This is a genomic window from Sodalis ligni, assembly GCF_016865525.2.
Lineage (GTDB): Bacteria > Pseudomonadota > Gammaproteobacteria > Enterobacterales > Enterobacteriaceae > Acerihabitans > Acerihabitans ligni.
The window spans coordinates 5,291,326-5,308,269 of record NZ_CP075169.1; the positions used below are offsets into that span (position 1 = coordinate 5,291,326).

The 16,944-nt window shown below is 51.1% G+C and carries 12 protein-coding genes and 2 pseudogenes; 2 read left to right on the top strand and 12 right to left on the bottom strand.

The genetic code is table 11. From position 1 onward, the window contains the following. Window positions 1-87 precede the first annotated feature (87 nt). From GTU79_RS24780 to GTU79_RS24800, 4 genes are all read right to left on the bottom strand, one after another. A complete protein-coding gene (locus GTU79_RS24780; RefSeq protein ID WP_203523180.1) occupies window positions 88-306 on the bottom strand; it encodes a hypothetical protein in 219 nt (72 codons plus the stop codon). 350 nt (window positions 307-656) lie between these two features. Continuing rightward, window positions 657-2,231: an allantoinase AllB gene (gene allB / locus GTU79_RS24785; protein ID WP_253073419.1), complete on the bottom strand. Its 1,575-nt coding sequence runs from the start codon at window positions 2,229-2,231 to the stop codon at window positions 657-659. Between the two features lie 751 nt (window positions 2,232-2,982). Then, a complete protein-coding gene (locus GTU79_RS24790) occupies window positions 2,983-3,465 on the bottom strand; it encodes a hypothetical protein (RefSeq protein ID WP_203523039.1) in 483 nt (160 codons plus the stop codon). Window positions 3,466-4,169: 704 nt separating this feature from the next. Next, on the bottom strand, window positions 4,170-5,339 hold the full coding sequence (locus GTU79_RS24800; RefSeq protein WP_203521067.1) for an MFS transporter: 1,170 nt from the start codon (window positions 5,337-5,339) through the stop codon (window positions 4,170-4,172). Between the two features lie 498 nt (window positions 5,340-5,837). Here GTU79_RS24800 and GTU79_RS24805 point away from each other — a divergent pair. Continuing rightward, window positions 5,838-6,875 (top strand): annotated as a pseudogene (locus tag GTU79_RS24805) (IS630 family transposase). 409 nt (window positions 6,876-7,284) lie between these two features. Further along, window positions 7,285-8,070: a (S)-acetoin forming diacetyl reductase gene (locus GTU79_RS24810; protein WP_203523038.1), complete on the top strand. Its 786-nt coding sequence runs from the start codon at window positions 7,285-7,287 to the stop codon at window positions 8,068-8,070. A 155-nt stretch (window positions 8,071-8,225) separates the two neighbouring features. Here GTU79_RS24810 and GTU79_RS24815 read toward each other — a convergent pair whose 3' ends face one another. From GTU79_RS24815 to GTU79_RS24850, 8 genes and pseudogenes are all read right to left on the bottom strand, one after another. Further along, entirely contained in the window at window positions 8,226-8,690 is a 465-nt protein-coding gene (locus tag GTU79_RS24815) for an aspartyl/asparaginyl beta-hydroxylase domain-containing protein (protein ID WP_253073420.1), read from the bottom strand. A 76-nt stretch (window positions 8,691-8,766) separates the two neighbouring features. Then, window positions 8,767-9,555: an IS21-like element helper ATPase IstB gene (gene istB / locus GTU79_RS24820; protein ID WP_214513465.1), complete on the bottom strand. Its 789-nt coding sequence runs from the start codon at window positions 9,553-9,555 to the stop codon at window positions 8,767-8,769. Next, a pseudogene (gene istA / locus GTU79_RS24825) lies at window positions 9,552-10,569 on the bottom strand (IS21 family transposase). Before istA ends, istB begins: the two are co-directional and overlap by 4 nt. A gap of 45 nt (window positions 10,570-10,614) precedes the next feature. Continuing rightward, window positions 10,615-10,941 carry an aspartyl/asparaginyl beta-hydroxylase domain-containing protein gene (locus GTU79_RS24830; protein WP_253073421.1) on the bottom strand — a complete coding sequence of 109 codons (327 nt, stop codon included), beginning with the start codon at window positions 10,939-10,941 and terminating at the stop codon, window positions 10,615-10,617. Window positions 10,942-11,272: 331 nt separating this feature from the next. Beyond that, a complete protein-coding gene (locus GTU79_RS24835; RefSeq protein ID WP_203521066.1) occupies window positions 11,273-11,677 on the bottom strand; it encodes an ExbD/TolR family protein in 405 nt (134 codons plus the stop codon). A 64-nt stretch (window positions 11,678-11,741) separates the two neighbouring features. Beyond that, on the bottom strand, window positions 11,742-12,734 hold the full coding sequence (locus tag GTU79_RS24840) for a MotA/TolQ/ExbB proton channel family protein (protein WP_203521065.1): 993 nt from the start codon (window positions 12,732-12,734) through the stop codon (window positions 11,742-11,744). A gap of 60 nt (window positions 12,735-12,794) precedes the next feature. Further along, window positions 12,795-13,595 carry an energy transducer TonB gene (locus GTU79_RS24845; RefSeq protein ID WP_203521064.1) on the bottom strand — a complete coding sequence of 267 codons (801 nt, stop codon included), beginning with the start codon at window positions 13,593-13,595 and terminating at the stop codon, window positions 12,795-12,797. A gap of 89 nt (window positions 13,596-13,684) precedes the next feature. Continuing rightward, complete coding sequence (locus tag GTU79_RS24850) at window positions 13,685-16,498, bottom strand: TonB-dependent receptor domain-containing protein (protein WP_203521063.1); 2,814 nt, start codon at window positions 16,496-16,498, stop codon at window positions 13,685-13,687. Window positions 16,499-16,944: the final 446 nt, after the last annotated feature.

Consider the following 16,944-nt stretch of genomic DNA (forward strand, 5'->3'; position numbering starts at 1 on the left):
ACACTTTGATTAAGGGGTACATTTATATTGAAGTGTTAGAGAATCGCGCCCGACAGCACGGCCAATGAGGCGGCGTCAATCCTGCACTCATAAATAATAAAGGCCCAGCAGCACTATCAAATGCAGGGGTATACGTAGCCCTTGGACGGTACGATTTGATGCCAGCATGTTAAAACCGGCGGCGGTCAACCAGCTCACATAGGATGCCGGTGCCACGGCCCAGGACGCGGTAAGGCAGACATACGTCGCACTCCAGGAAGTCACTACCGTATAAAGCTCAACCGCGGGCCGTAGAAGCGATTCCATCACATAACGATCGCTCGTGGATTAGCCCCTTTCAGTATGCCTTTCCAATCCGCATGTCCGGCCAGCAGTTTCAGTCACCGGTTACCGCTTAGCAGCTCAATATCTGGGCATGTCTGGAGAGCGTTTATTTCCGGCATAACCATTTTATCTGTCGGCAATGCGCGCCAATCATGTATTTACCAAAATAGTCCCCGCCGAAATAGTCGCGGATAGCCGCAATACTGTCGAAAAGATGAAAAAGACGCAGGCTCCGGCCTGAATCGATTCCATCCATTATGTTGAAGTATTGGACAATCGCACCCGGCAGCGGTCCTTTTACAGCCTTACCCTGATATCCGGGCTTCCCCTGGTTACACTTTGATATATCGGCCAGGAAAGGAGCCGGTTAGGCCGTCTTCCTGGCTGTAAACCGTTTCACCCCGTAAAACGGTCCGGACAATCCGGGCGCCGATTTTCCGGCCGACATAAGCGCTGATTTTATTTTTGTATTCCAAGTCCTCAGCTCTAAGGGTATAGGGTGAGTTCGGCTTGATAAAGGTAAAGTCGGCATCTTTGCCAATCGCAATTCTGCCTTTTGTATGCAAAGCAAAGCGGTCGGCAGGATTTGATGCGATGAGTCTGGCAAACTGTTTCAAAGGCATACCCCGTTTCTGTACGCTTTCATCAAAAAAAATATCAACGTCATTTTGTACTCCGGCAATGCCGCCCCAGGCGTCAAACGCATTCTTTTTGTTTTTCAGTTTTGCCGGACAAGGTGAATGATCAGACGTAATAAAGTCTATATTGCCGGCCAGCACATGCCGCCATAAGCCATCCTGCGCTATTTTATCGCGAATGGGCGGTGAGCATTTTACCAACGGGCCGATCTCGTCCAACTCATCCGTGACAAAATACAAATACTGATTACAGGTTTCACAGGTAATGTTAACCCCTTCCCCGCGCGCTTTTATCACCTCTTCCACGGCTTCGGGGCTCGATACATGGCAAAAATTTATTGGGCAGCCGGTTATCTTCGCAAATAAAACCGCGCGTCGGATGGCTTCAACTTCAGCAAAAACCGGACGAGTGGCTACATAGGATTTTAACGACACGTGACCTTTTTTATAGGCTATTTGCTCTAAACGGTCTGTTATAGCGGCGTTCTCAGCATGAATCATCAAAACCTTGCCTGTTTTGGCTATTTGTCGCATGCCTTCATAAAGGGAATAATCATCAACGTTAAGAAAATCACCTTTAATGGAAGGATCTCCGCACGTTGCCATAAAGCATTTGTATCCAACAACCCCACCGTCGCTCTGCTCTTGGATTCCATTGTTTTCTACATTATAAGGAACCAAGCCACCATGGGACGCTACATCAATGACTAATTTTCCTTCACCCGCGGCATATTTGATTTCCAGCGTTTTTTTATCCACTGTGGCGGGCAATTGATTCAACGGCATCTCTATGATGGTGGTGACGCCTCCTTTGGCGCATGCCCGGGTTCCGGTGACATACCCCTCCCAGTCGTTGCGGATGCCGCCCCCCGGTTCATTGATGTGTACGTGCGCATCCACCATTCCCGGGCTTACCACCAGACCCGTTGCATCAATCACCTGTTCAGCTCCTCTTAATGACGAGCCGATTGCGGCTATTTTGCCGTTTTTTATAGCGACATCAGTAAGCGTTTCACCCTGTTCTAAAATAACCAAGCCATTAGCAATGATCACATCGTAATCACGAACTCCCGGCTGCCAGGCAGGCAAGGCGGCGCGACTATTCGTCTCACTGGCCGATACGGGAATGGGTGCCGATGCCAACACCCCTATTGCCGCTATACCAGTAATTTCTTTTAGAAGGTTCCTTCTGTTTTCGGAAAATAAAGCGTCTTTTTCTTGATTTCCCGCTTTCACCTTAGAGGTCTTTCCAAACTTCGATGTCATCATTTATATCCTTATATTGAATTAACATAAAAAAGTATTGTTAATACTTAATATTGACTTATTGGGTTTTTTGGGAAATAGAAGCAGCCATTATCATTTTGATTTCTTATAACCGTCATCTGCTTATTTGAAATTTAAAAATCTTTTAAAACATGAAAATAATAACCAAGATTGCTATTTTATTGGTTCAAATCTCATTAACCATTTCCAGTTAGCTTCCGGCACGTTAATTTTACAATAACCGTTGCGGCAATCTTCTCCATCGGCCAGCCTACCCGGTGGATTCTACTAATGAACGTCAGAAGTCAGGATTTACGCCGAAGCCACCATCAGCGTTCAGCCGATTACAGGCCTTAGCAATACGGGAACCCGGCGTGAATACCCCCTCTCCATGCGTTCGATAAGCGAACAGCTGAGGGGTGTGATTACCCTGCGCCCCGCTTGGCCGGTTTCAGCATGTGCGGCATCGCTCTGTTTAATATCGGCAAGTTCGCCTAATTCAGGAGTAGAGATCCAATTACATTTTCTTTAACGTTAAGGTGAGCGGCGGCAAGCCTAATGGCAGGAAGAATGGCTGGATGAGCTACGGCATCGGCACGGCAATCTCCGACAAAAGCTAAACGAAGTACATCCGACATGATAATATCCTGTGCTGGTAAAATTAGTAGACGCTGGGTATGTTTTTACGCCAATTGCGACCAGCGTCCCATTATCAATGACCGCATAGATGTTGCTAGAGGATAACAGGTAAAATTTATCTGAAGCTCCAGTGCACGCTCACGACAAATACTGAAGGAAGTATTATCCCGCTTTCAATCGCGAAAAAATCTGTAAAGTTATATTGAATTGCATGATAAATATAGGGTGACCATCCTATTCCGGTCGCTTTCCTGAAATCATTATACGAACCGTGATCACCACAGTGACTGAACGCGTTAAAAAAGAATTCACCTGTGTAACCATATATCCCTTTAAAAGACCAGCCTGTGTCGCCTGTTATCCAGTCCCTTCTCACGCCTATTGCGATACAGCGGTCGCCGAAGCTATTGTTTAATGTTCCAAGTAACATACTGTATTTTGAATCTTCAGAGAATTTACGTTCAACAGAAATGAATTTATTATCAAAAAACTCATTATATTGACCATAGTTACCCGTCAGATGATAAACAAACGAACCGGTGTTGGCGGAATATAAGTTTATTTCACTCTCATGAGTCTCGGCGGAGGCTATCAGCATCAATAAACATAAAACCTTGCTTAAGTATTTAGACATTTTAATAATCTCATTGATTATAAAAATTATGGTTTTATCTAATAGCTGCGAAAACATTACCCAGGGGGATATTCCTATAATAATTATCTTAAGATAAATTTAAATTTTGTAAAGAATAAAGGCTTTATTCCATAAATTAGTTTTGCCTCTATGATCCGATACACACTTGCTGTCAGCCGGATAAGGCGCGGGAAAGCTCTCGTGTCTGTCACGTTAAATTCTATTGATTGTTCGAATAAGCTTGAACTAATATTAACCTTTTAAGAAAAGTTGAGTCCTCATGGTTCGCTCATACATTCACCCTGAACCAAAAGACGTTAGCCTGCCCCGCGTGCTATTTGCTTTGAGCGATCCTGTCAGGCTTGCCATGGTCCACATCTTGGCGATCCGGGGTACGGTTAATAGTTTAGAACTTGGTCCGGGTATACCAAAATCGACGATTACGCACCACACCCGTATCCTACGTGAGGCAGGGGTAACCACGACACGCCCGGAGGGACGCAACTGCTGGATAAGCCTTCGCCGTGACCTGCTGGATTTGAAGTTTCCCGGCCTGCTTGATGCCGTGCTTGCATCTGAGCTTGAGCGTTAATTATTTCTTTCGGTAAAACCCGGTGAGCAATCAGCGTATTCACATAAATGTAGCTATGTTGTATACCCTGTTTAATTCAGTAATGCCTCACATCATTAAAACCCTTGGCGTCCTTTTCGAGTTTCAGTGTCTTACCTATATGGACGGTTATCGCTATGACTACCGCCAGTAGCGCGCCAATAGGCAGCCAATGCGCGGGTAGATGTGCCATTAATGCAACCGATCCTGCCGCGGCACCGATGGCTCCGCCCAGATAGTTAGCCGATGAATTCCAGGCGATTAGCGCAACGGCATGTTTGGGGGAATGAGTTACCAGGGCATGCTGTTGAGGAGCAATGCTGGCCCAGCCAGCCAATCCCCACAAGAAAGCGCCCAACATGACCATTGGCAAAGGCATAAACCCGAATAGATAAAATCCAATGCCCAGCGCGACTAATAAAATCAGCGTCGCTTTTATGGGTGGCAGGCAAATATCAAGAAGCCGTCCAATAAGGAGGGCGCCTGTCATCCCTCCCAGTCCCCACATCCAAATGAGGGTATTTAGGGACAAGCTTAATCCATTGGCCATAGTGACTTCGGCCATATAGGTATAAAGACCCAGGGAAGCGATACCTGTCCATAGTGTGACGGCCAGCGTGGAAAGGGTGAAAGATGTCCGTAAGGCCATAACGCGTTCATGCCAGGCAATTGAGCGGGGCGTCTGGAATCTGGCGCAATGGATTAATACGCCAATGGCGGAGATAAGCCCCGACACCACGATAAATCCAATGGTCCAACGCCAACCGAGCCGGTCTTCAATCAATAAGCCAAGAGGAACGCCCAACGCGGTACCCATGCTCAATCCAGCCAGCACCATAGATAAAGCCCGGCCGCGCCGGCTGGCATCAACGAGATTAGCGGCGCTGTATGATGCCAGGGGTGAAAACACGCCGGCGCCAATACCGGCAATCATCCGCGCTGTCAATAACACCCATAGTGAAGGCGCAGCCATGGTCGCTATGTTGCCAACGCTGAAAAGTCCAAGCCCGCAAAGTAGCGCAGTACGTACCGAATAGCGCGAAGCTATTGATGATAAAGCCGGGGCAGAAATGGCATAAGCGGCAGTAAACAAAGCGATGCTCAATCCCACCTTTGCCTGGCTGGTATGTAAGTCCGCCGCCATGCGGGGTAGCAGCCCAGCCAATATGTAGGCATCCAGGCCAAGCGCAAAGGCGCCGAGAGATAAAGGCCATAAGCGGCGGATCATTCGCCTCTCCTCACGGCCAATTTGAACTTATAAGGCCGCAAGGCCATTGAAAGTAGATGCAAAAACATCATAAATCTTCCCTTATGGCATAAATGTACGATAATTGTCGAACAATAATAGTTCGACTATTATCGTACAGTCAACCCTTTGGCACCATCCCCGCTCTCAAGCAATGCTTAGGCTATAAGTCCGCAGTATCCGGCCAGTTCGGTGAAAGCTGTGGCGGCGCTGAAAGGGATGGCAAGTAGCGGGTATGGCTGGGTATGGGTTGGAGCCATAAGGCCGCCTCTAGTGTATTACCACCACCAGAGAGGCCAATCTCATGGGTGGTGGAAACGGACGGACATACGCTGGTTCGCGTGAATGAAAACGCCGGGTCGGATCGTGATAAGTACCTAAATAGCTTTGCAAAATAGTAGATCACTCGAAGGGAACTCAGTCCGATTTATGCGATCTGATCAATCGCCAAAAATCACAAATCACCCACCGGACTGAGCGATGCCGATCATAGCATTTATACCTGATGAAGAACGATATCTGATGAGAAAAAAGGCCCAGCAAACTCGTGATAAAAATCACGCTCGCCGACTGATGGCGATGCTTATGTTGCACCAGAGAATGACCGTTACCGAGGTCGCCAAAATACTGTGTGCGGCTCGTTCTTCCGTAGGGCGCTGGATTAATTTATTTACTTTATATGGAGTGAGTGGGTTAAAAAGTCTCAAGCCCGGTCGTGAGCCGCAGTGGCCTGTTGCTGATATATTGCCCATTCTGCCGCTTCTTGTACAACTTTCACCGCAAGATTTTGGTTGGCTGCGTTCTCGCTGGAGTACCGAACTTTTGGCCCGGGTTGTTAATCGGCGTTTCAACATCACGCTTCATCCCGCCACGTTATACCGCTACCTCAGACAGGCGGACCTTGTCTAGCGCAGAGCCGCGCCGACGCTGAAAATAAAAGACCCTCACTATGAGGAAAAACAAGCGGTTATCGAACAAGCCCTCGCACAAAACTCCGTTGATAATCCGGTGTTTTATCAAGATGAAGTGGATATCGATTTAAACCCGAAAATCGGCTCGGACTGGTGTTTGAAAGGACGGCAAAAGCGCATCGTCACGCCGGGGATGAACCAGAAGCATTACCTGGCGGGCGCGCTGCATGCCGGGACAGGACAAGTGCATTATGCCAGCGGCAGCAGTAAGAATTCAGACTTATTTATCAGTCTATTAAAGGTATTGAAAAGGACTTATCGGCGGGCCAAGACGATAACGTTAATCGTTGATAACTATGTCATTCATAAAAGCCGGAAGGTAGAAAAATGGCTGGCGAACAACAAGAAGTTCAGGTTGATTTTTTTGCCTACCTATTCTCCGTGGTTGAACCTAATAGAGCGGCTCTGGTTATCGTTGCATGAAACGGTAACGCGTAATCATCAATGCCGATATATGTGGCAATTGCTGAACCGGGTTGCTCAGTTTATGGAAGCCGCATCACCGTTTCCGGGTAATCAGCACGGACTGGCGAAAGTGGAGCGGTAATATGCAAAGCTATTTAGTGTAAATAAATATCACTATATCTTATAAGATTAAACCTCATTTAAACCGACAGTCCCCACTGTGCCGTATCCCTGCCATAAACAGTTTCACCAAGCTTTTCATCGGGGGTATATTACCGGCTGCTGCCGGTGCGGATAGTAAAGCAATCCCCCGGAGAATATCATCCGCCGGAATCGCATTGAGAATGTCCTGCGCTGCCCCCTGCCCTGGAAACGGTTTTTCCGCCTGTAATTAAGTGCAATAAGCCCAACTGTTATGTGTCTGATAATGACTTATACTCATCAAAGGTCGCTTTTTCTGCTATGACTAACAGAGAATAATCTGGAGCCGTTGGCAAAACGGCTTCACCTGCAAATCAAAAATCAAGGAGCATAGAGTGGTTGATGCGAACATGAAAGTCGCGGTTGTGACCGGGGCCGGTCAGGGTATTGGCAGGGCCATTGCGTTGCGCTTGGCTAAGGATGGCTTTGCTATCGGCAGCCTGGACTTTAACACCGTTACAGCGAAGGAGACGGTGGCGTTGATTGAGGCGGCCGGCGGCAAAGCCTTGGCCGTGTCGGTGGATGTGTCAAAGCGAGAGGAGGTCATATCCGCCGTCGACCAGGTGGTGGCAAAGTTCGGCCGGCTCGATGTCATGATCAACAATGCCGGTTTAGGCCCGACTACTCCCCTTGAGGATATTACGCCGGAAATCTACCATAAGGTTTTTGACGTTAATGTGGGCGGCGTCTACTGGGGTATCCAGGCCGCGCTTAAACACTTCAAAGCCAGAAAACCCGCCAAAACCGGCGACATCGTCGGCAAGATAATCAACGCCTCATCCCAGGCCGGACAGGTGGGCAACCCTGATCTGGCGGTCTATGGCGCCACCAAGTTCGCCGTCCGGGGCATTACCCAAACGGCTGCCCGTGATCTGGCTAAACTCGGCGTGACCGTCAATGCCTATTGTCCGGGTATTGTGCGTACTCCGATGATGGAAAACATCGCCAAAAAAGTCGCTGATGAAAACAAGCAGTCGCTGGAATGGGGTCTGCAGCAGTGGGCAAAAACGGTCACGCTGGGCCGGATATCCGAGCCGGAGGACGTGGCGGCCTGCGTATCCTATCTGGCGGGGCCCGACTCCGACTATATGACCGGCCAAGCGCTGATCATTGATGGCGGCATGGTATTCAATTAATCGGCTTTCAATCAATAAAAGCGCGCCCGCGCTCTGGCAGGTGGGTGCGCTGAAGCGGGCATCACATTTGCAGTTCAAGGTCAGTTCCACCTCTTTCCAACAGGAGGAAAAAGCCGACTCTGACTTTTCCCGGCGCAAAAGGCGCCGCCCCGTCTTTACGTAAGTCCTGAATGATCTTTACGGTTCCATGTCGCTAAATTCTTGATGGGTTGTTTCACATACGGACTTGCCTTCATCAAGGAAAAAAGTATGCGGTTAAAGAGTGTTCCAATCCGGTCCATTGGCCGAATGACATCTAAAAATAATACCGCGCGCATCTCATCGGTATCATTAAGGACTTCATGCTCATAGGCGTCATCAAACAGCAGGACTTTTCCCTCTTGCCAATGCAGGACTTGATCGTCCACTCTTATCCAAACCTTTTGCCAGTTTTTTGGCACCTTAACGCCCAAGTGAGCGCGGACTACGGCGCGCGTCGGACCTTTGTGCGGGACGATGTGATAATGGGGTTTTAGGATAGAGAACATGGCCGTATACATACCCGGGATCGTGCTGATCGCTTCCGCTGTTCGTGGACAAATCCGGCAATTCTGCTCGATGCGCTTTCCAAATACATACATGCCAAAGGTTTTCTGTCAATACCGATTGAATTGTGACCCACCATGCCAAAGTAAAAGTTACCCACCCCCCCACGAATTATCGTTGTGGTTCAGCCAGCGTTGGTTTCCTTAGCTGACCACTTTTGAGCTTGTCTTTTAATCGATAGCTTTGGCCGGTTATTTGGACGATATGCGCATGGTGCAGCAGTCGATCCAACATCGCCGCTGTCAGCGTCTCATCATCGCCAAACGTCCCAGACCACTGCGTAAACGGCAGGTTACTCGTCAATATCACGCTGCCTGTTTCATAACGGCGGGCCACGACCTGGAAGAATAAATTGGCTTCTTCTTTACCGAACGGCAGATAACCCACTTCGTCGATCACCAATAATCGGGGCTTGGTGACACACCGGCCTAAATAGCCTTTTAAATCGCCCTGACGGTGAGCGGCGACCAGTTGCAACATCATATCCGCCGCCGTAATGAAGCGTACGCTGAGTCCGGCCATCGCGACTTTATGTGCCAACGCGCAGGCCAAATGGCTCTTGCCAACGCCGGAAGGCCCGAGTAATACGATGTTCTCCTGTCTTTCGATAAACGCCAATCCAGCCAGTTCCTGCAGCTGTGCCCGTGGTGCGCCGCTGGCAAACTTGAAGTCAAACTGCTCCAGCGTCTTGACCGCAGGCAAACCCGACAGGCGCAGCAGCGGCTGGCGCCGCCGCGCGTTGCGGCTGTCATTCTCCAGGCGAAGCAACTGCTCCAGAAAATCGCCGAACGTTCCGGTATCATCCAGCGTCTTCTGTGCCAATCCAGGCCACTCGGCGGCGATGCGGTCAAGCTTAAAGTACTCGCACAGTTCGCTGATCCGCTGATGCTGAAGGCTCATGACCTCACCTCCAGCAGCGACTGATAGACCGACAGCGGATGTTGAAAACTCTCACGGGCAAAACCCGGTGGTTATCAACCGATAACGGTACCTCTGTGCCTTCGCGCGGCAACGGGAGCAGCACGTCAATCTCCTGCTGTAGCCGCTGCTCGGGGAATGCCGGTGGTGCCATGCTTGCGGGCGTTGGCGACGGTGGTAAGCCATGGCCCGATACGGCTGTTGGCAGAATCCACGTCAAGGACTAAACCGGCCTGCTTAAACGTGGTCGCCAGGGGAACGACAAAACTGGTCTTCAAATAGTGGTTGAATCGCTCAACTTTACCCTTGGTCTTCGCGCGATAAGGCCGGCACGCGGGGCGTAAAACCGTACTTCTCCGCGAGCGCCAGTAGCGGCGGGTTCCACCGATGGCGGGCAAAGCCATAGAAATCGCGTTCAAGGATAATGGTCTTCGCGTTATCAAAAAGAAGGGGCTGCGGGGTACCGCCAAAGGCGCACAGCGCCTGCTCGATGCCATCACACCAAGCGGCGGTATCCTGGCAGGCGTAGAAACGTACAAAGGTTGCCCTGCTCCAGCCAAGGGTGGCGACAAAAGCCAACAACGGGTGACGGCCTTGTCTTATCACGGTGAAATCAACCTGCATCTGTTCGCCGGGCTGGGTCTCAAAACGGACCACCGGGTCAGCCGGTTGTTGCTTGAGGTTGAGCAAAAAGGCGGTAAGCATGCTGTAGCCACCGGAATATCCCCGAAGTTGTATCTCACTGAGCATGACGCTGCCAGGTATCCAATGCGGTCTGGCGGCGTACACACGTTCAAGAATATAAGGCTTATACGGGTCAAGCTTGCCGGGCCTCGGCGCCCTGGCCTTGTAGCTGGCCTTGGCCGGGGACTCCTGCATACGGATATAGCGGCGGACGGTCTGCCGGGAACAGGAAAGCTGGCGAGCAATGCCGCGTATAGACATGCCCTGACGTAAAAGAACTGCGATCTCCACTCGTAACTCCAATGTCAGCATGGGCAGCTTCTTAAAGCTGCCATTGTTACCCCAGGTGGGTCAGATTTACATTGGTAGGTGGGTCATAATTACATCGGTAGCGACAGTTTTCCAATTATCTCCCTTGGAGATTCGCTGTTGGTCTGGGGAGATGTCATGGAAGGAGGGTATGTCTTCAGGATGCTCAAGCAAATGATCAAGCTCAGCCCGTATCTCGGGCCAGGCATTCTCGAGACGTGCAGTCCAGTCAAATTCCTCATTACTGATGTGCGGGGTTGTGGCGATAAGCGAATGACGGATCTGGAAGCGCCCATTCCAGCGTAAAAAGCGTTTACCGATTTTGATAAGCGAGCGCCGCAACAAAGACCGCGATGTTGGCTTACTTTTTGGCATATAAGATTTACTCCTTGTTTGAGGACTTCACCATGGCCATCGGAAGCTACCGCAGCATCAGCGGCCAGCATCCGGCGCTTTTTTACGGCACTTGACTATAGGGAGGGTGCGGTACCATCCCAATAGTGAATGCTGTAATCAGTTTAATAATGGCAATATCACCCTCCAAATCCTCGTCACTTTGTGCTTATTCCGTTGATGGCGTTTGATAATCCCCCTTTATAGAGGGCATCGAAATTAATGATGGCGAAAATAGCCCAATGGTTATATCGCCCGCAAAGACCCTTTGAGACCGGATACCCATGAAAAAAAAAGATAAGCCGGGGGCCGGCTATCCTTCTCCCTCGGTTATTACCGCCAACCGGGTGACTCCCGCTTGCTGGATTACCGCCATCGCCCGAGCCACCCGCCCATAGACGACATCCTGATCCGCACGCAGTTGCACACCTCGTTGCTCATCCTGCTGATGTGCCTGGGATATCGCCGCTCCCAAGGCCTCCAGCGACAGTTGCCGTCGGTCAATATAGTATTTGCCGTCACGATCCACGCTCACCACCACCGGCTTATGCTGGTCCGGCGGCGCTACCGCATGAGTACGCGGTAACTTGAGCGGAATGGCATTGGTCAGCAAGGGGGCGGTGACGATAAAAACCACCAGCAATACCAGCATGACATCCACCAACGGGGTGACGTTCATTTCGCTGAGCACTTCGTCATCATGATTTGAAAAAGCCATTGTCTTCTCCCAGGGAGTGTGAGCTGCGGTTAATGGCGGGCCGCCGTTTTATTGTCACGCACATTCAGATACTCCATCCGTCCTGGCCGTCCAGGTAAAATCCGGTTTCCTGAGCCAGGCTATAGAACTCTTCGGCAAAGGACTCCATATCACCGGTGGCGAGCTTAAGGTTGCGTATAAAGTAGTTGTAAACAAGCACCGCGGGCACAGCGGCGGCTATGCCGATGCCGGTGGCAATCAGCGCATGGCCGATAGGTCCGGCTACGCTGTCCAAACCCGCTTCACCGCTGGCGCCAATCCTGATCAGCGCCTCCATGATCCCCCACACGGTACCGAACAAACCGATAAATGGCGCGGTGCTGCCAATGCTGGCCAAAATGGTCAGGCCGCTTTCCAGCGAGCGCCGCTCTATCTGGATTTGCTGACGCAGGCTGCGCTCCATGCGTTCACCGCGGTTGATTTTTTTCGCCAGTTCACGCCGGTGGGCAGAAATATCATTTCCGCTAAGTACATCGACGCCGATATTCGCCAGCCGGCTCAGGGAACCGCGGCTTTTCTGCGCCACGGCCCAACCCTCCGCTAATTCCCCCGATTCCCAGAATCGGCTGGCAAAGCGCTTGTTTTGCCGGCGAAAGCGGATGAATTGCACGCTTTTGATTAGCAGAACGGCCCAGGTAATGATCGAGAAAAAGATCAGCACACCCAGTACCGTGGGAACGACCATTGAACTGAACGGACTGGACATCAGTCCCTCGCCAAATAAAGCGGGGTTTGTCTGCGGCGGTGCCAACAACGTCCCGGCGTTGACGGCACCAGCGGTCACAGGGGGTGAGAGCGTCTGGCCGGGATGTTGCGACAGTGCATCGGATTGCTGCGCCGTTGACGCACCGCTGGCATTGGGTTGCTGTGCCGCTGGCGTACCGGGAGCATTGGACTGGTGTCCCGTTGGCGAACCGGTGGTATTGGCGTGATTTGCCGACTGATCGGGCGTGGCCTGATGTTCCACTGTCTGCCCGCCACTGGCCGGGCCGGAAGAAGCCGCTGTTGTATCGACCATAATGAAAATGCCTTATGCTGATAGATCTAAAAGAAAAAGATGACTCATCCCCGCCGATGCTCAACGAGGCAACGTGAAGGTTATTGTCTGGATGGCATAACCTTTAATTGCCTGGCTGCCGCGTTTTGCGGGTATAAAACGCCATTGCCCAACCGTCTTTATTGCTGCGTTATCCAGCAATTCCGACTGGCTTGACTTGATTACGGTTACCGAATCGGCATGACCGTTTTCCAAGACCAGAATACGTAGCGTTACACTGCCTTGTTGTTGGCGACGCAGCGCCAGCGGCGGATAGTCGGGGGGAGGATTCCCCAGGCTCTGCATACCTGAAACCGCCGGGGTAATACTTGAACCGGCGTTGTTTGCGGCAGGCGCGCCCGTCGTGGCCGCAGTATTGGCCGTTGTTCCCTGCGGTTGCCCGGATGGCACGGCGGGCGAGGCTGACGGAGCGGCGTGAGTGACCGGCCGCGCTTTATGTTCGATTTTGGCGGAAGGTTTCGGTTTCGGCTCGGGTTCGGTTTTTTTCACTACTTCTTTTTTCTCCGGTTCCGGCTGGACGGCATCGTCGTCCACAGGGGTAACCGGCGGCGCCGGTTCCGGCAAAGGAGATTCCGTTTCAGGCTGGACCGGCGCGGGAGAGGGCGCGGGCGCCTCCGAGGGCGCAGTCAAATCTACCATTACGACGTTTTCAGCGCTCGCGGACGCCATTTGCGGAATTTCCGCCGACGTCACGGGAGGCTGCTGGAACAATTGCCAAAACAATGCGACATGCAGCAATACCGCCACTGCGGATAAAGCACCCGCTTCAAAGCGGGAGACAAAACCCTGCCGGTCGTTCGCTTCCGTTAATATCATTGCCATTGAACTTCACTCACACTGCAATATAAAAACCAGCGCCACATTACGACGGTTAACCGCGGTAGTGCGCGCTGGTGAGTTTTCCGCGGCGTTTAACCAAAGTGATAACTGATATCCAGCCACCACATGCGGCCGTAAGGATCGTAGTTACCAGTGGGGTAATAGGGCCAACCCGCTGAATCGTCTTTCTTGATTTTGTTCAGAAGATTATTCACTGTCAGACCCACGCTGGCCCGCGGCGTAACCTGATAACGTACGCTGCCGTTGAATACCGCCCAAGGGGTGAGACGTCCGGAACCGGCCGCATTGGCCACGCTACCGTAACGGGTGACAAACAGCGTTGAGGTATAATCGCGGTAGTTCCAGGTCAGGCTTCCGTTTACCTTGCTGCGCCAGTCCCAGGACTGGGTGTAGTCATCGCGCAGATTGATGGTGGGGGCATCATCCGACTCTTTGTAATAATGCGACAGCACCAGTGAATAGCCGATCATGGAGCTGAAATCACCCCAGCTGCCGGCGCTCCAGCGCGCATTGGTCTTGAAATCCAGACCGCTGGCGCGTTCGCTGGCGGCGTTGATCGCATTGATATGCACAGTTTGCAACTTGTTGGGATCAACGGTGCTGCCCGCCGGGTTCCGCTGGACCTGGGAAAGAACACCCTGGCAGTACGATCCGGTATCACCGCTGGTCCGGCATTGATACTCATCCTGCAGCAACCGGTTGACATCCACCGTGGTCAACAGGTCGGAGATTTCCACCCGCCAAAAGTCGGTGGAGAAATCGATGTTGCTGGAAGGCGAATAGACAATGCCATAATCCCATGATTTACCGTGTTCCGATTTCAGGTCGGGCGTGCCGCTTTGCACATAGTCCACCCGTCCCTGATCACAGGCCCCATCCACACCTTTCGCGCAGCCATAATAATCTTTTTGAGCCGGATAATAACCATATGTATCAGACTGATAGAGATAGTTAAGATCGGGAGCACGGAAACTGGTGCTGTAGCTTCCCCGTACCAGCAGGCTTTTTACCGGCCGCCATTCAAGCCCGGTGTTATAGGTGATGTCCTCTTCCGAGCGCCCGCTGAATTTGTACTGATCCCAGCGTCCCGCCAGCGATGCCAGTACGGTTTCAGTCACCGGTACGCTGAACTCGCCACCGAGGGCATAGCGATCCCGGCTGCCGCCGGAACGTGAGGAGGGAGTCGTATTGTAGAATGAGCCGTCACTAAGATGATTATCCGGCGTAATGAAATACGACTGTTTGCCGAATTCCGCTACGCCCGCGAATCCCACCGGCCCGGCGGGCAGCTCAAACACATCGCCATTGGTGGTGAAGCTGTAAGTCTGCGACATGGACTTGCTTTCCTGATCCAGCACGCCGCTGTACTTATTCCATTCTTTGCTGGTCAGTGGGCGGTCAAAACGCGATGCATCGGGAGCATAGACCGGATAGCCATCCTGTTCGCCCATTTGCGGACCGAGGTAGTAATCTTTAATACCGCTCAATAGCTGGTAATGGGTCTTTCTATCACTGGTATATTCAGAGCGGGTATAGGCAAGCTCGTAATCCCAGTTGGTATTGGCAAACTTGTCCCCATAGCCGACGGTGCCGGTCCAAGTGGTTTCATCATACATGCTGTTATTACTTTCGCGTCCGCCGATCTCCTCCGGCGAGAAATAACGCTGCCAACGCTCAATATTGCCGGTATTGGCATTATAAAAATCGGGAGAGGTAAAGCTGGGGCCTCGTGTATTATTCTGGGTATGATCAAATCCAAACAAGATATTGGCAAAGGCTTTTGCCGTATCATTCAGGTGCCAAGTACCGCTGGCGTAACCATCATAGTCTTCTTTTTGAGACTGGACGGTCCAGTAATTATTATAGTATTGGTCAGTGATACATTTCCCTTTGGGGCTGCTGACATGACCGCCAAATACCCCCCCGAATCCTTGGCAGCCCGGATTAAGGTATTGGCCCGTCAACAGGTTTTGCCGGGAACTTACCGTCGTACCGGACGGATAGCTGTCCATAATACCCCGATCGCTTGCCCAGATGGGATCACGTTTGAGGGCTTCGAAACCGAAAAAACCATCAAACGTATCCCAACTGCCGCCACCGCTGATTTGCAGCCGCTGGTTATTACCACCGCCGCGCTCGCTGGTGCCTCCGCGCAGATTAACGTCTACTCCCTGCGCCTTGTTTTTAAGAATGATGTTCACCACACCGGCGATGGCATCGGAACCGTATATAGCCGACGCCCCGCTGCTTAATATTTCAATGCGGTCGATAATGACGCTGGGAATATTGGCAATATTGGTGAAATTGACGCTGCCGTCATAGGGATTGGGGTAATCCGCTATCCGGCGGCCGTTAATAAGCACCAGCGTGTGGTTTGGCCCAAGGCCACGCAGGTTCAAGGCATTGGCGGCGGGCTGCCAGGTATTACCGTAATCCTCGCCCTGTGTCATGCCGGTGTTTTGTGTCTGCGATGCCAGCGCATCATAGACATTCCGAAAACCGCGGGCGGCCATTTCTTCACCGGTAATGACGGTGACAGGGGATGGTCCTTCGGTCTGCGCCCGTGGAATACGGGAACCGGTAACGGTAATCCTTTGAAGATTCTGATCGGGAACCGCCGTCCCTTCGCTGGTTTTATTGTCCTTGCCTGTTTGCTTGGCGCTGGTTGTTCCGGCGGCGGGCACCACGGCATCGGCGGCATTATTTCCGCCAGGCGGGGCGATATCCCCCGCCGCAGGAGCAACGTCATCGGCGGCAGGCGCGATATAGTCATCGGCAGCCTGTGCATATTGCGCTAAAGGCGTTAAAACGACTATGGCAAAAGGCAATAACAACCGTTTGCAAATACTCGCTGATCGTCTTTTGAATACTGTATTTTTCACCATCAACATCCACTCCCAGAAAAAAGGATGAGCAATAACTGGCTAGTAATAGTAGAAATCAGGGAAATACCCCACGGACGTCCTTCTTATGTCATAAGACGTGACGATTAACTGACATTAATTTACCTTTCTTTTACATAGCCCGGACATAATTAAAACAGGTTATTTGGTATAATATTATTGGCGATAAGAAGTACCCCAAAATGCGCTTTCACAGCGCAACAAATTATAGGCTGAATAAATAATCACAGGAACGAAAAGAAACTGGATTGCTTTTTCCTTTTTTGCATTTTGATTCTCCTGATACAACATCTTTTTCATCTACCGTAATATATTTTTCACATGATTTTTCCGGCATTAAAAATAATATGTGTTTATTTCTCCCGGGATTGCCATTGCAATCAGGATTATTGCCGAACCTATTAAAAATTCATCGAGAATTAAAATAA

Excerpts from the sequence above, each read along its gene's own strand:
- GTU79_RS24800 (WP_203521067.1), bottom strand. The coding sequence starts at position 5,339 with ATGATCCGCCGCTTATGGCCTTTATCTCTCGGCGCCTTTGCGCTTGGC.
- GTU79_RS24815 (WP_253073420.1), bottom strand. The coding sequence starts at position 8,690 with ATGTATGTATTTGGAAAGCGCATCGAGCAGAATTGCCGGATTTGTCCA.
- allB (WP_253073419.1), bottom strand. The coding sequence starts at position 2,231 with ATGATGACATCGAAGTTTGGAAAGACCTCTAAGGTGAAAGCGGGAAAT.
- GTU79_RS24780 (WP_203523180.1), bottom strand. The coding sequence starts at position 306 with ATGGAATCGCTTCTACGGCCCGCGGTTGAGCTTTATACGGTAGTGACT.
- GTU79_RS24850 (WP_203521063.1), bottom strand. The coding sequence starts at position 16,498 with ATGGTGAAAAATACAGTATTCAAAAGACGATCAGCGAGTATTTGCAAA.
- GTU79_RS24790 (WP_203523039.1), bottom strand. The coding sequence starts at position 3,465 with ATGCTGATAGCCTCCGCCGAGACTCATGAGAGTGAAATAAACTTATAT.
- GTU79_RS24840 (WP_203521065.1), bottom strand. The coding sequence starts at position 12,734 with ATGGTCGATACAACAGCGGCTTCTTCCGGCCCGGCCAGTGGCGGGCAG.
- GTU79_RS24830 (WP_253073421.1), bottom strand. The coding sequence starts at position 10,941 with ATGCCAAAAAGTAAGCCAACATCGCGGTCTTTGTTGCGGCGCTCGCTT.
- GTU79_RS24810 (WP_203523038.1), top strand. The coding sequence starts at position 7,285 with ATGAAAGTCGCGGTTGTGACCGGGGCCGGTCAGGGTATTGGCAGGGCC.
- GTU79_RS24835 (WP_203521066.1), bottom strand. The coding sequence starts at position 11,677 with ATGGCTTTTTCAAATCATGATGACGAAGTGCTCAGCGAAATGAACGTC.
- istB (WP_214513465.1), bottom strand. The coding sequence starts at position 9,555 with ATGAGCCTTCAGCATCAGCGGATCAGCGAACTGTGCGAGTACTTTAAG.
- GTU79_RS24845 (WP_203521064.1), bottom strand. The coding sequence starts at position 13,595 with ATGGCAATGATATTAACGGAAGCGAACGACCGGCAGGGTTTTGTCTCC.